This window comes from Fulvivirga lutea (genome assembly GCF_017068455.1).
Taxonomy (GTDB): Bacteria; Bacteroidota; Bacteroidia; order Cytophagales; family Cyclobacteriaceae; genus Fulvivirga; species Fulvivirga lutea.
Genome location: NZ_CP070608.1, coordinates 1,757,889 through 1,772,400 on the forward strand (window position 1 = coordinate 1,757,889; position 14,512 = coordinate 1,772,400).

The window sequence follows — 14,512 nt, forward strand, 5'->3', positions numbered from 1 at the left end:
TTGACTTCTTCTAAAGTAGCCGATTTGCAGATCATTTTCAAGTTGGCAGGTGGAGGCATGCGTTCATATCATTTGTTACCACCAGTTATCTTCATTTCACTTGCTACAGCATGAATTCGAGGAATTAATTCCATTCCATCATGATGAAAGTTGCCAGCTACATTAACAATTGTATTATTTTTCCCTGCCGTTAAGACATATACAATGCGGGTTGAGTTTTCATAAGTAGCTTGAAAACCGATGGCCTTGGCATAATTCCCATCAACAGTCAGGGTGTCATTGAATAATACGTCAGTTATTTGAAGGCCTTGATTCTCCATTTGTGAAACCATTATTTCAAAGACTTCATTAATATTATCAATTGAAGAACTCCGTGCTATTTGAGAAACACTTATCGAATTAAAGTTTTCTCCCTGCTCTGTATATTTTTGGTACCCTTCCTCTAAATAGACAAATTGATTCATCATACTTGTTTCAAAGTGAAACCCCATAGCAGAAGGATAAATTCTAAATTTAGCATTTTCCAAAGGGTCAATAGTTGCATCTTTATCGTAATAACTTGTTGTTACAAATTCTATAATGCTTGCAAGTTGATCACTTCCATTCGGAACTACCCCAAGTATTCTATTTTCCACAAGTGAATCACCATAGTAGAAATAATGGTATTTCTTATTATCTTCTTGAAGTTCAAAGTAGATTCCAGGTAAATCGTTAATTGTAAATTCTTGTTCATTCAGAACATCAAATGAATTATTAAAAAAGAAGTCAAATTCATCGTTTTTCAGAGAGGTGTAAAAATTTATCGGAGCTGTCATACAGTAAATGACAGTTGAATCAGGGTGCATAAATAAATTTATATCTTCTGAGTAGGTATAATCCTCTGGGGCAATCACGAACAATTGAGTGTTTTTCATTCGAAAGTGCTTGTCTGTTAGTTGCACTTTAATGTCCGTTGGAAATTTTAAGTTGTTGCAAGAAGAGAATAAGCAACTTAGCAGTATGAGGTAGATTAGATTTTTTGTCATCTGTCAATTATTGGTGGTAACGCCCCTGTAAGGCGTGTTTGTTTACTTTTTTACAGGGCATAAAACTAGCACGATTTGGGTTTAGAACCTAGTCGCAATGCAAGCAGCTTAAGACACCCCGTCCTTACAGGTAGTCCACAAGTTAAGAGATGAAAGTGGATGTGAAATGCTAACCCAAAACGTGCGGGCAAGCCGCACCCTAGCATTTAGGACTTCGCACGGTGAAGTCCAAATGTGCTCTTACGACATGTTAGCCACCCCATGTCCATGTTCTTCTAAAATTCGGATTCATAGCTTGCCACTTCTCGAATAAAGCAAGTAATTCATTTTGTGTATTCATCGAATCCAAGTAGAACTCAACTTCAAATTTTTGCACCCCATTATTAATCAAGAGGTAATTCTTATTTAGAAAAAATAGTTTTTCAGGTTTTACATATAACTTAAATTCCTTGATGTCGGATATATTGAAATGTTCAACAAAGTCCTTTTTTGAAAGCTTGATGTTACTTTCATTTAAAATTATATGTCCATTAACGGGGGAAAACATAAAGAGCCGATATGCTAATATGCCTAAAATAGGTAGGAGTAAATAGCAAATTATATATACGGCTATTGGAGCATCAAAATCTGCAAGTAAAGGGTCAGACTTTTTACCTCCCCAGATGAGAATTATATCAATAAAAATCAAAACCGGAATGATGTAAGTACCTATGAAATTTGCAACCTTTCTTTTTGCAGTGTCTATAGTTTTAAGTTCCATAAATCATGGTGGCTAACAACCGTATAACAGGAACAAAAGGTGCTGTTATACGAAAAGGTGCTGTTATATTTTATTGGTCTTACTTTTGTGCAGCTACAGGCTTATCCAAATCTTCACCTTTAATTTTAGCTTTAATCTTGGCCTCCAACTCTTCCATTAGCTCAGGGTTATCTTCAATAATTTGCTTTACGGCATCTCTTCCCTGGCCTAGCTTGTTGCCATCATAAGAAAACCACGAGCCGGCTTTATTGATTATATCCAATTCAACACCTAAATCAATAATCTCACCTACTTTCGAAACGCCCTTGCCATACATAATATCAAATTCTACCTGTCTGAAAGGAGGGGCCACTTTATTTTTGGCTACTTTCACTCTCGTTCTGTTACCAGTTAATTCACCGGTACTTTCTTTTATCTGACCAATACGCCTGATGTCTAGTCTCACAGAAGCATAAAATTTAAGTGCATTACCACCCGTAGTGGTTTCTGGGTTTCCGAACATCACACCAATTTTTTCACGCAACTGGTTAATGAATATGCAAGAACAGCCTGTCTTATTAATTGTACCTGTTAATTTTCTCAAAGCCTGCGACATCAAACGAGCCTGAAGACCCATCTTGCTATCACCCATCTCGCCTTCCAGTTCGCCCTTAGGTACTAACGCAGCCACGGAATCAATAACAATAATATCAATGGCTCCAGAGCGAATTAGATGCTCGGCTATTTCCAATGCCTGCTCACCATTATCTGGCTGGGAGATTAGCAGGTTTTCTGTGTCAATACCGAGTTTTTCTGCATATACCTTGTCAAAAGCATGTTCCGCATCAATAAATGCGGCTAAACCACCCGCTTTTTGGGCTTCCGCAATGCAATGCATCGAAATGGTGGTTTTACCAGAAGACTCCGGACCGTAAATCTCAATCACTCTACCTCTCGGTATTCCACCTATACCTAACGCGATATCAAGACCTAAAGAACCTGTTGAAATGGCCGGAACATCAAGAACTCGCTCATCGCTAAGTTTCATGACGGTACCTTTTCCATACGTTTTTTCTAGTTTATCAATGGTTAATTGAAGGGCCTTTAGTTTTTGATCTTTCTCGCTCATTATATCTCGGATTTGTAGTATTACTTTAGGCGGTGAAGTTAATTAAATTGCCAATATTTTTAGCAAAATCATATAAATTTTCTTACAACTGTCGCCATTAGATTGCGCACTTCCTATATTGCGTAAAATTTAGCTATGAGGAGGGTTTTAATTTTATTTTTTGCCTTAGGGTGTTTATCAGCATCAGCACAGTTAAACAATACCATGTTCGATCAGCGAAAGCAGATAAATGAACAGGATTCAGGCTCTCTGTTCCTCAACCTAAATGCGCTGGGCTTTAATAAAAACAATGAATATTTTGGTAAGATAGCCGATGGATACACGCTTTTTGGTTACCAGATTAATCCATCGTTGGCATTTCTACCCACTGCACACACACGGTTCGATGTTGGAGTGTACGCCCAAAAAGATTTTGGAAACGATGAGTACACAGAAGTGCAACCAACTTTCACCTTTACCTATAAAATGGGTAGTTCCAGATTGATATTTGGAACTCTGGAAGGGGCCACATCACACCAATTAATTGAGCCGTTGTATGATTTTGAAAATGTATTGGTCAATCGTTTAGAAAACGGATTACAGTTCAATACCATAAACGACTGGCTGTTTTTCGATGTATGGCTCGACTGGCAAAATATGCTTTATGCTGGTGAAAATGATCAGGAAGAGCTTACAGGTGGCCTTTCTGCCAGGTATTTTTTGGTTGACAAGATTATTCGGGTATCCATTCCCACGCAGATAGTGGTAAAACATCTCGGAGGTCAGATAGATGTGAGTGATAAACCGCTTCAAACATATGTAAACACAGCCACTGGTATTACGCTGGATTTTCTGAGGCCCGACAATAATTTAATCAATAGTGTGAGGTTAGACTCTTATTATGTGACGTATAGCGATGCGTCAGGCGAACAACTTCGCCCTTTCGAAGATGGTGATGGTTTTTATATCAATGCAGAGGTGAAAAGCAAAATAGGTCTGGAGTTTATGGTTAGCTACTGGCAGGCAAATGAGTTTTTATCAATACAGGGCGGACAGATTTATCCGAGTGAATCGAGTACTGTTAAAAACCCATTCGTAATTCAGGAAGATCGCGAGTTGTTAATATTTCGCTTCATGCATAATATGAAACTTGCCGATGGTCTCACCTTATCCAGCCGATTTGAGCCTTATTTTGATTTGCTTAACGACCGTTTTGAGTTTTCACATGCTTTTTACCTGAATTACACCACGGATTTCAGACTATTAAAAGGCAAAAAGTAGGATGAAGCGGGGCTACAAAATTCTATTGGTTTTCATCCTCTTACTGGTAGCAGTATTTTTTGTTTATAGTGATCTGATCGTTTATGGTCTGCGGCAAGGTAAGGGCCAGTGGCACATAGTATCTAATGCCAAGCCAGTGGAAGAATTTCTTTCCGATCCCAATGTAGATCAATCCACTAAAGAGAAACTCAACCTTGTTCAGGATGTACGTGAGTTTTGTGTCTCTCAATTGGGTCTGAGCGATACTGAAAATTATACAGAAATGTATGACCAGCAAGGCAAGCCCGTTTTATGGGTTGTAACTGCTTGTAAACCTTTCAGTTTTGAGCCATATCAATGGAAATTTCCAGTGGTTGGCACCGTACCATATAAGGGCTTTTTTGAAGAAGCCTTGGCTCACGAAGAAGCTAAGCGACTAAGCGAGTTGGGATTAGACACTAATATTCGAACAGTAGGAGGGTGGTCTACACTAGGTTGGTTTAAAGACCCGATTTTAAGCGAAATGTTGAAACGGAATGACGGGGAGCTGGCCAATCTTATAGTACATGAATTAGTGCATGCTACCATTTTTGTAAAAGATAGCGTTGAGTTTAATGAAAACCTGGCTTCTTATATTGGCGATAAAGGCGCTGAAGAATATCTAAAAAAGGTAGATGGACAAAAAGGGTTGGAGGAATATATTCGAAGCAAGGAAGATCAGCAGAAGTTTGTAAACCATATTTTGAGAGGCTATCAACAGTTGGACACCTTATATATTAGGAATAGTGACAAGAGTGTCGAGCTGCAAAGGCTATTGAAAACAAATATGATCGATTCAATTATGAACGCTTTAGATACTTTAACTCTTAACGATCCGAACTATTTGAGTAAACTAAAGGGTTATCAGCCAAACAACGCCTATTTTATGTCATTCAAAAGGTATCGCGCTAAGCAACCAATATTAGATTCTATATTTACTATTCAATTTGATTCCAATCTCATTAACTTTATAGAATATTTCAAACAACAATATGCTGCAGAATGATTAAAATGAAGCGAGGAGTCATATTGCTAATTTTCATATCTGCATTACTCATAAGCAGCGATCAATATAAGTCTTATCGGAGTGTGCCTAACACCAGCTTTATTCCTGGCGAGGTTATCAACTATAAAGTTCATTATGGCTTTGTCAATGCTGCCGAAGGTAAAATGGTGATCAGCGACAAGTTGTTTAAAATAAATAATCGTCATTGCTATAAAATTGATGTATATGGCAAGTCGATTGGCATGTTTGATGTATTTCTAAGAATCCGTGATAACTGGGGCACCTATTTAGATACGGCATCTATTATTCCGCACAAGGCTTATAGATATATTGAAGAAGGTAAATACAGAAAAAAGGAGATTGTCAATTTTCATCACTTTAACAAAAAGGTAGAAGTAATAGACTTTGATAAGAATAAAGAGATATGGAAGCCCGCTAAGGAATTTGAAGCACCAACCTATGTACAGGATATGGTCAGTGGCTATTATTATCTGCGTACATTAGACTTTGACAAATTAAAGGAAAACGAAATAATACAGCTCAAAGCATTTTTTGATGATGAGGTGTACGATTTTAATATCCGATTTTTAGGAAGGGAAGAAGTGAAAACCAAGATTGGCACCATCCGATCCTTAGTGCTGTCTCCTATAATGCCGGAGAACAGCCTTTTTGATGGGGAAAATTCGATAAGGGTTTGGATTTCTGACGACCGCAATAAAGTGCCCATTAAGGTGAAAGCGCAAATGTTTGTGGGGGCGGTGGAAGTAGATATACAATCGTACGAAAAAGGGGACATTAAGTAATTGTTAAATAAACAATACCCATTTTTTAATAAAGCAATTAATCAATATTTTTGACTCGTTTTTTGGAAAAAATTAGACACTAAACACCTCAATTATGGGAAACAAGCAAGAGTACAAAGTGCTTGTTGTAGATGACGAAGAAGCAATTTTAGAATTGCTTAAGTATAATCTCGAGAAAGAAGGCTATGAAGTAAAAACTGCTCCTGATGGAGTGAAAGGTGTAGAAGTAGCCAAGAAATTTTTACCAGACATTATTTTACTTGATATAATGATGCCAAAGCAAGATGGTGTGGAAACCTGCCGTCAGTTGCGCGAGATACCAGAGCTAACTACAGCATTTATTATATTTTTAACGGCCAGATCAGAAGAATACTCAGAAGTTGCTGCTTTTGATGTTGGTGCTGATGATTACATAACAAAGCCTATTAAGCCACGCGCTTTGATGAGCCGTATTTCAGCTTATTTTAGAAGAGATGTGCAAAAGCAATCTGTTACCAACCAAATTTCCATCGGAGATTTAGTAATTGACAGGACGAGCTACACGATTGCACTGAATGGCAAAGAAATAAGCTTACCTAAAAAGGAATTTGAACTACTATACTTTCTGGCTCAAAACCCGAATAAAGTTTTTGGCAGAGATGAGCTTCTTCAAAATATTTGGGGTTCAGATGTGTATGTTCTGGCCAGAACTGTTGACGTTCACATTCGTAAAGTCCGCGAAAAAATCGGAGACGACTATATCACTACAGTAAAAGGAGTAGGATATAAGTTTAGCCTTAATTAATAGCCTGTGAATAGCTCTCGGGTAATTGCATTATTACTGGCTGCCTGTATTGCTGCAGTAACAACGGCCTTCCTCTCTTTATTTGATGAGGTAACTTTCACTGCGCTCATCGTAACATTTCTAATCAGTTTTTCTGCTTCCTATTTGTTGGGGTTTATGATATTGGAATTCCTCATTTTCAGGGAGATCAATAAAATATACCAGCTGTTCGAAAAATTAAGAAAGAAAGAGCTTAAAGTGCTGGATGATCAAAAATCTAATCCGCTAAATCCTCTGAAAAGAATTAATGAAGAAATTTTCAGCTATGCAGCTTTAAAACAGAAGGAGATAGACGAGCTTAAAAAAATGGAAGCCTTCAGGCGGGAATTTATTGCCGATGTGAGCCATGAACTGAAAACACCAATTTTCGCAGCACAGGGTTTTGTTCATACCTTATTAGATGGTGCGGTTAAGGATAAGTCAGTGCGTACGAAATTTTTGAAACGAGCTGCCAAAAGTTTAGATGGTTTAGATATGCTGGTGCAGGATCTTCTCACCCTATCACAAATAGAAACAGGTGAAATTAAAATGCACCTGGAATACTTTGATATTAAAAACCTGGCGGAAGATGTGCTCGACCAATTCGAAAATAAGGCTGAGCGTAAAAACATTACGTTATCTTTTGCCAAAGACACGCCTGATCAGGTGATTGTTCATGGAGACTGGCAAAGAATTAATCAGGTATTAAATAACCTGATAAGCAATGCCATTAAGTACTCTCCTGAAGATAGCGCAGTAGAGTTAGGCTTCAGGGTTTTAAAAAATGATGTTGTTACCTATGTAAAAGATAATGGCGAAGGTATTCCTTCAGATGATGTGAAGAGAATATTCGAACGTTTTTACAGGGTAGATAAAAGTAGGTCAAGGGAAAAAGGGGGTACAGGCCTAGGTCTTGCCATAGTGAAACACATCTTAGAAGAGCATAAATCTAAAATTGAAGTGAAGAGCACCTATGGTAAAGGTTCTGAGTTTAGCTTCAAGCTCGCGAAAGGCCAGTCTGAACCATTGTTTCAGAAGTAATATTGTTTCCTAAAGTTCATACCTTTGCCCAATGGGCAAGAAAATTAATTTTAAAGATCTGGTAATATGGGAAGATAGCGACTATTGGGTGATTAATAAACCGCCATTTATTTCCACACTGGATGATAGAAATGATCCGGTGAACATCCTTGGCCTTGCTAAGCAACAGAATGAGAATGCCCATGTGTGCCACCGATTAGATAAAGACACTTCCGGCCTGTTAATTATCGCCAAAAATGATGAGGCTTACAGGCATGTGTCTATTCAATTTGAGAAAAGGTCTATAGGCAAGGTGTATCATGCTGTTGCAGATGGCATTCACGACTTTAATGATAAAGTGGTAGAAGATAAAATATTAAAGCTTTCTAATGGTACGGTACGTATAGATAGGAAAGGAAAAGAGGCCAAGACTACCTTCAATACTCTTAAAGCTTATAAGCTGCATACATTAATAGAGTGTAAACCATTAACAGGGCGTATGCATCAAATCAGAATCCACCTTGCCAATATAGGAGCTTCCATTTCTGGTGACTCGTATTATGGCGGCAAGCCATTCTATTTATCATCAGTAAAGAAAAAATTCAATTTAAAGAAAGATACAGAAGAGCAACCATTGGTCAAAAGGCATGCGCTACATGCCTATAAACTAACATTTTTGAATTTAAAAGATGAGAAAGTGGAGGTTCAGGGGGAGTATCCGAAGGATATGAGAGTACTTATCGAGCAGCTTGAGAAGAATATTTAAATATTTCAGTGCCTCTGTTGCATATAATAATGAATCAATCTATCTTTGCAATCCCTTTTTGAGGGGAGTACTATATATTGTCAAAATATAAAGCTTTAAAAGCGTGGATAATTTAAGTTATAAGACGATTTCTGCTAACAAAGCAACCGTAAACAAAGGTTGGGTTATTGTTGATGCAGAATCAAAAGTGTTAGGAAGATTAGCTAGCGATGTAGCTAAAATCATAAGAGGAAAGAACAAACCAGACTTTACTCCTAATGTTGATTGTGGTGACAACGTAATTGTTGTGAATGCGGACAAAGTAAAGTTAACAGGTAAGAAATGGACTGATAAGGTTTATGTATCTCACACTGGGTACCCTGGTGGTCAGAGAAAGTCTACTCCTAACGAGGTTAAGAATTCTAAGTCTTCTACAATTCTTGTAGAGCGTGCTGTAAGAGGTATGCTACCTAAAAGCAGATTAGGAAGAGCCTTATTTGGCAATTTATATGTGTATGAAGGCGCAGAGCACCCTCATGCTGCACAACAACCAAAAGAAATTAAATTATAATAATGGAAGTAATAAGTTCAATAGGAAGAAGAAAGACTTCGGTAGCTAGAATTTATGTTACTGCAGGTAAAGGAGCTATCACTGTAAATAACAGAGGTGTAGACGAGTACTTCCCTGCTGGAATTCTACAGACTATCGTTCGTCAGCCTTTGAATATCGTAGAGCAAGACGGAAACTTCGACATTAAAGTAAATGTAGATGGTGGTGGTCCTGCTGGTCAAGCAGAAGCTATCCGTTTAGCTATTTCTAGAGCTCTTGTGGAAATTGATCCTGAGCATAGAAGTCCTCTTAAAAAAGAAGGTTTCTTAACTCGTGATCCTAGAATGGTAGAGCGTAAGAAATACGGTAGAAGAAAAGCGAGAAGAAGATTCCAGTTCAGTAAGCGTTAATCGTTTACCTAACTCAGAAGAGAAAACAATTAATATTAATGGCAAATAAATTAGAATACAAAGACTTACTAGATGCTGGTGTTCATTTCGGACACTTGACGAGAAAGTGGGATCCCCGTATGGCTCCATATATCTTTATGGAGAAAAACGGAATCCACATTATCGATCTAAATAAGACCCTTGAGTGCCTCGAAAAAGCATCTTTTGCACTTAAGAACATCGTTAGATCAGGAAGAAAAGTTTTATTCGTAGCTACGAAGAAGCAAGCTCAGGACATCGTTGCTGAAGAAGCAAAACGTCTTAACATGCCTTTCGTTACAGAAAGATGGTTAGGCGGAATGATGACAAACTTCGCAACTATTAGAAAATCATTGAAGAAAATGTCTTCAATTGATAAGTTGATGAAGGACGAAGCTTACTTAAACCTAGCAAAGCGTGAGCGCTTGATGATCTCTCGTGAGAAGGAAAAGTTAGAAAGAGTATTAGGCGGTATTGCTGACCTAAACAGACTTCCAGCTGCACTTTTCGTGATTGATGTCAAGAGAGAACACATTGCTGTAAAAGAAGCTCAAAAATTAAATATCCCTGTTTTTGCAATGGTAGATACAAACTCAGATCCTAACGGAGTTGACTTTGTAATCCCTGCAAACGATGATGCATTTAAATCTATCTCTTTGATTACCAGTCACATAGGTAAAGTAATAGAAGAAGGTTTAGCTGAAAGAAAGAAAGACAAGGATGAGGCTAGTCAGCAAAAAGAAGAGGAGGCTAAAAAAGCCGTTGATACTGCTGAAGAAGCTAAATAAACACACTTGATATATACATTAGAAAATTGAACATTGGTCAAGTGCTGATGTTCAATTTTTTTTAAAACACATATTCAATTTTAAAATCTTAATTAAATAGAACCATGGCTATTACAGCACAAGAAGTAAACAAGCTGAGACAAATGACAGGTGCAGGAATGATGGACTGCAAAAAAGCATTAACTGAGGCTGAAGGTGATTTTGATAAAGCTATCGACATTTTAAGAAAAAAAGGACAAAAAGTTTCTGCTTCAAGAGCAGATAGAGAAACTACTGAAGGTTCTGTATTTGTAAGAACAAATGCTGATAACACTGAAGGTATTTTAGTAGCTCTTAACTGTGAAACTGACTTCGTAGGTAAAAACGAAGAGTTCTTGGCATTAGGTCAGTCTATTTTAGATGTTGCGTTCGAAAACGATGCGCCAACTAAAGAAGACGTACTTAAATTAAAAGTAGGAAGTCTTACTGTAGAGGAGAAGATTACTGAAATGGTAGGTAAGATTGGTGAGAAAATCGAAATCAGTGAGTACGTAAGATTGAAAGGCGAAGCTGTTGTTCCTTATATCCACGCTGGTAACAAACTGGGTGTTCTGGTAGCATTGAAAAATGTAAACGGAACAGACGTTCAGGAAGCTGGTAAAGATGTAGGAATGCAAATCGCAGCTATGAATCCGGTAGCCGTTGATCAGGACGGTGTTGATCAGGAAACAATCAACAAGGAAATTGAGATTGGAAAAGAGCAGGCATTAGCTGAAGGAAAACCTGAAAATATCATTGACAAGATTGCTCAAGGTAAATTACAGAAGTTCTTCAAAGACAACACTTTGTTGAATCAGGCCTTTGTAAAAGATAACTCTTTAACTATCGCTAAATACTTAGATAGCGTACACTCTGGCCTAACAGTAACTGAATTCAAGAGAGTTTCTATAGGATAAAAATAGAATTCATATAAATTTTCAAGGGACTTTAATAAAGTCCCTTTTTTTGTATATCTATTTTCTTGAAATCACCGTTTAAACGCTCTGAAGTTACTTTTTAACTAAAAAACAAAAATGAAAAAGTTTAGCATTTATATGCTTTGCGTAATGACTCTTATTGCCACAGGATGTGGTGATGATGATGAGTCTGGTACACCACAATTAGGTGTTGTTGAGGCTAAAGAATCAATGGATGATTTTTCCGATGATCTTACGACTGATATTGTGAGTATAACCCAGTCGGAGGGAATAGAAGCAGTAGGTGAATTGTTCTCTCTCACAAGTTTAAGTGATCCTTTTAATGGTAGAGTCGATCACGAATCAACAAAAGAATGGTTTAAGAACAGAGCGGCTTCTTTCAAAACTATATTCTCACCTAAAAAAGTAGGTTTTTCAAGAACAGATGAAGACGGGTTTAATTTTGCCGCCAATGTAGGTGTCTATGAATGGAATGCTTCTATTGAAGAGTTTGAAAAAACAAGCAGCGAAGGTCAGATCATTGTTATCAAGTTCCCGGCAGAAGGCTCTGCAACCAATAACGCCCAATTAAGAATTACATCTTTCGAAGAAGAACAATTTGAAGATGAGTTTGAAGTGTATTATATGCCAACAGATGTGTCTGCTGACTTATCTGTTGATGGAACTAAGCAAATTGAATTGGTATTTTCAGCCGAATATAATAATGATGGTGATCCCATCTCCGGAACAATCAGTTTGTTTTTAATGCCATATACCTTTGCCATTTCAGTGGATGACAGTAGTTCAGCAAGCACAACTGCTAACTTTACTATCAAAGAAGGAGTAGAAGTTATCATGTCTACCAGTACAAAAATAATTTTCGTAAATACAGCGAAAGAAGAAGTTAAGAACCTTGAAGGTGCTGTTACCTATAGAAGCCTTAAGATTTCCGGTAATATTAATGTAGAGGGTATTGAGTCTTCTGAGAATGTTGACTACAACAACTTTGTGAAACTTGTTCTATTCGACAATAATAATAAAATTGGAGACATTGTATTTGTAACTGAAATTGAAGACGGTGAAGAGTATGATGTCGCTTATGTTAAATATGCTGATGGTTCTAAAGAAAAACTGGAGGATATCTTAGCTCCGGTAATAGAAGAATTTGAAAGCTTTGAAGATGAAGTGGAAACCTGGGGTTAAATATCAATAATTGAAAAGGAGGCTTAAGCCTCCTTTTTGTTTTTAGAACCTTTTCGAAATGTTTCACTAAACGCTTTTCTAATTTCTTCGCCAGCCTTTTCAAAAGACTTATCTATATCATCAAATATTTCATGATGATCATCTTTAAAGCTGTTAAATTCAGTTTTCAGTTTTTCGCCATTTCTTTTTAATTCTTCAAAACGGTCCTTAAACCTGGGATCATCAGTTCCTTTTTTAATATCCGAAATTAGTTCGTCTATTTTCTTACCCAGATTTTTAAATAAATGCTCGGCTTTTCCTTCTGGTCGTCTACCCATAACTTGTTACTCTTAATTATAGTTAAGTATACGTAAAATAATTTTTTAGTTTAATTTCATGCTATGTCATTACAACAAGATCCTATAAAACATATAGCCAGATTAATAGAAACTAAATCTTCTGTTAAACAGGAAACTTACCGCAACTTATGCCACAACTTCAAAACGTTAGAAAAAGAAGCAAAGAATGTGGTTAAACAAATAAATGAAGAGCTTACCGAAAAAGATAAAGGAGTTACGCTATCAGTAACCAAGATTAACGATCAGGAATTTCATGTGAAGGTAGCGGGAGACTTATTGGTTTTTATACTGCATACAAATATTATTGTTTTGGATGCTGCCCATCGATATAACAAAAGCCCTTACGTGCAAGAGAATGAAATGCGTAAATACCTGGGGCAGATTAATATTTATAATTTTATGGCAGACTCATTCAAATACAATCGGCTCAATGATCCAGGTTATTTAATCGCCAGACTCTTTTGTAATTATGAAAATCACTTTCTGGTGGAAGGAGAGAGGCAGCTAAGTTTTATGTATGAAAATGTTTCTGAAAAACCTGTAACCAATACAGACTTGAACATTGTCTCACAATTAGTGATGAGTCAATGCATTGATAATGATCTAGTTACGGCTCCATTTCCAGATATTCGAGTAATATCGTTACATCAAAAAATAGAAAAAACACAAGCGCTCGGTGGCGGTTATAAGATAGGCTTTCAAATGAGCTATCAACAGAAATTGGATTAATTAGTAATTGTAGTCTTTGAGATTGCCTTAGCCGTTTACATGTGCTTATATTTGTATTGATGGTAACCAGAAAAATTATTCTTTCCTTTTTGATAAGCCTATTTCTTTTATCATGTGCATCAACACAAAAAAGAAATGGTAAAATAAAACCAGGCAAACCCATCCCTTGTCCACAAAAAGACTGCTAGCTAATGAAGAAAATTGTAATTGCTATAGATGGATATTCTGCTTGTGGAAAAAGCTCTACAGCTAAAGGAGTGGCATCAGTATTAGGATATACCTATATAGATTCAGGCGCTATGTACAGGGCGGTTACTCTCTATTTTGATAGGAACCATGTGAGTATTACAAATACTCAGGAAGTTAAGAAAGCACTGGAAAACATTGATATCACCTTTATTGTTAATGACAAAACTGGTTTAAACGAGACGTATCTGAACGGGCTTAATGTGGAAGATGAAATTCGTAAAATGTACATCTCCAAGCAGGTAAGTCAGGTAAGTATGATCAAGGAAGTGCGAGTAGAGATGGTTAGCCAACAGCAAAAGCTTGGTAAGAAAAAAGGGGTTGTGATGGATGGTAGAGATATTGGAACCGTTGTGTTTCCTGATGCAGAGCTAAAATTGTTCATGGATGCTGATATTTATGTAAGAGCTGGCAGACGGCAACAAGAGCTTCTTGATAAGGGGCAGATGATTGGTTTGGAGGAAATAATGGAGAACTTAAAAGAGCGTGACAGGATTGATACCACTCGAAAAGAAAGCCCTTTAGTTAAGGCTGAAGATGCAACCATTGTAGATACCACTTTCAGAACATTGGAAGAACAAATTGAGGAAGTAGTAAACCTTGCATTAAGTAAAATACTTGATGGTGATAGTACACAATTAGAACTTGAAAAAGAGTAGAATTTTATTTGACTTAAATTAAACTAATCGATTTTTATTGTAGCAAAAATTATTAATTTTGACTTCGATTTTTCATCGATAGATTTGAA

17 protein-coding genes are annotated in these 14,512 nt (G+C 37.0%); 13 read left to right on the top strand and 4 right to left on the bottom strand.

Features of this window, described 5'->3' with window-relative positions:
- Window positions 1–68 precede the first annotated feature (68 nt).
- The 3 genes from JR347_RS07980 to recA all read right to left on the bottom strand — a co-directional run bounded on the left by JR347_RS07980 (window position 69) and on the right by recA (window position 2,893).
- On the bottom strand, window positions 69–914 hold the full coding sequence (locus tag JR347_RS07980; RefSeq protein WP_205723523.1) for a hypothetical protein: 846 nt from the start codon (window positions 912–914) through the stop codon (window positions 69–71).
- Window positions 915–1,275: 361 nt separating this feature from the next.
- Window positions 1,276–1,785, bottom strand: a complete 510-nt coding sequence (locus JR347_RS07985; protein ID WP_205723524.1) for a hypothetical protein — start codon at window positions 1,783–1,785, stop codon at window positions 1,276–1,278.
- Between the two features lie 79 nt (window positions 1,786–1,864).
- A complete protein-coding gene (recA, locus tag JR347_RS07990) occupies window positions 1,865–2,893 on the bottom strand; it encodes a recombinase RecA (protein ID WP_205723525.1) in 1,029 nt (342 codons plus the stop codon).
- Window positions 2,894–3,028: 135 nt separating this feature from the next.
- Here recA and JR347_RS07995 point away from each other — a divergent pair, with 135 nt between their 5' ends.
- The 11 genes from JR347_RS07995 (at window position 3,029) to JR347_RS08045 (ending at window position 12,451) form a co-directional block, all read left to right on the top strand.
- Window positions 3,029–4,153: a hypothetical protein gene (locus tag JR347_RS07995; protein WP_205723526.1), complete on the top strand. Its 1,125-nt coding sequence runs from the start codon at window positions 3,029–3,031 to the stop codon at window positions 4,151–4,153.
- A gap of 1 nt (window position 4,154) precedes the next feature.
- Window positions 4,155–5,177, top strand: a complete 1,023-nt coding sequence (locus JR347_RS08000) for an aminopeptidase (RefSeq protein ID WP_205723527.1) — start codon at window positions 4,155–4,157, stop codon at window positions 5,175–5,177.
- Between the two features lie 5 nt (window positions 5,178–5,182).
- Entirely contained in the window at window positions 5,183–5,980 is a 798-nt protein-coding gene (locus JR347_RS08005; RefSeq protein ID WP_205723528.1) for a DUF3108 domain-containing protein, read from the top strand.
- 94 nt (window positions 5,981–6,074) lie between these two features.
- Window positions 6,075–6,764 (top strand): response regulator transcription factor, encoded by a 690-nt coding sequence (locus JR347_RS08010; RefSeq protein ID WP_205723529.1) that lies wholly within the window; start codon window positions 6,075–6,077, stop codon window positions 6,762–6,764.
- A gap of 6 nt (window positions 6,765–6,770) precedes the next feature.
- On the top strand, window positions 6,771–7,823 hold the full coding sequence (locus JR347_RS08015; RefSeq protein WP_205723530.1) for a sensor histidine kinase: 1,053 nt from the start codon (window positions 6,771–6,773) through the stop codon (window positions 7,821–7,823).
- 31 nt (window positions 7,824–7,854) lie between these two features.
- Entirely contained in the window at window positions 7,855–8,568 is a 714-nt protein-coding gene (locus tag JR347_RS08020) for an RluA family pseudouridine synthase (RefSeq protein WP_205723531.1), read from the top strand.
- 103 nt (window positions 8,569–8,671) lie between these two features.
- Entirely contained in the window at window positions 8,672–9,118 is a 447-nt protein-coding gene (gene rplM / locus JR347_RS08025; RefSeq protein WP_205723532.1) for a 50S ribosomal protein L13, read from the top strand.
- A 2-nt stretch (window positions 9,119–9,120) separates the two neighbouring features.
- Window positions 9,121–9,507, top strand: coding sequence for a 30S ribosomal protein S9 (gene rpsI / locus JR347_RS08030; protein ID WP_205723533.1), 387 nt, complete (start codon window positions 9,121–9,123; stop codon window positions 9,505–9,507).
- Window positions 9,508–9,545: 38 nt separating this feature from the next.
- Complete coding sequence (gene rpsB, locus JR347_RS08035; protein ID WP_205723534.1) at window positions 9,546–10,313, top strand: 30S ribosomal protein S2; 768 nt, start codon at window positions 9,546–9,548, stop codon at window positions 10,311–10,313.
- 104 nt (window positions 10,314–10,417) lie between these two features.
- Complete coding sequence (tsf, locus tag JR347_RS08040) at window positions 10,418–11,248, top strand: translation elongation factor Ts (RefSeq protein WP_205723535.1); 831 nt, start codon at window positions 10,418–10,420, stop codon at window positions 11,246–11,248.
- A 117-nt stretch (window positions 11,249–11,365) separates the two neighbouring features.
- Window positions 11,366–12,451 carry a hypothetical protein gene (locus tag JR347_RS08045; protein WP_205723536.1) on the top strand — a complete coding sequence of 362 codons (1,086 nt, stop codon included), beginning with the start codon at window positions 11,366–11,368 and terminating at the stop codon, window positions 12,449–12,451.
- A 23-nt stretch (window positions 12,452–12,474) separates the two neighbouring features.
- On the opposite strand, the gene JR347_RS08050 is transcribed toward JR347_RS08045, so the two are convergent.
- A complete protein-coding gene (locus JR347_RS08050; RefSeq protein WP_205723537.1) occupies window positions 12,475–12,768 on the bottom strand; it encodes a hypothetical protein in 294 nt (97 codons plus the stop codon).
- Window positions 12,769–12,831: 63 nt separating this feature from the next.
- On the opposite strand from JR347_RS08050, the gene JR347_RS08055 reads away from it, so the two are divergent.
- Together JR347_RS08055 and cmk are read left to right on the top strand one after the other, a co-directional pair.
- Window positions 12,832–13,518 carry a hypothetical protein gene (locus JR347_RS08055; protein ID WP_205723538.1) on the top strand — a complete coding sequence of 229 codons (687 nt, stop codon included), beginning with the start codon at window positions 12,832–12,834 and terminating at the stop codon, window positions 13,516–13,518.
- Between the two features lie 191 nt (window positions 13,519–13,709).
- On the top strand, window positions 13,710–14,423 hold the full coding sequence (cmk, locus tag JR347_RS08060) for a (d)CMP kinase (protein ID WP_205723539.1): 714 nt from the start codon (window positions 13,710–13,712) through the stop codon (window positions 14,421–14,423).
- Window positions 14,424–14,512: the final 89 nt, after the last annotated feature.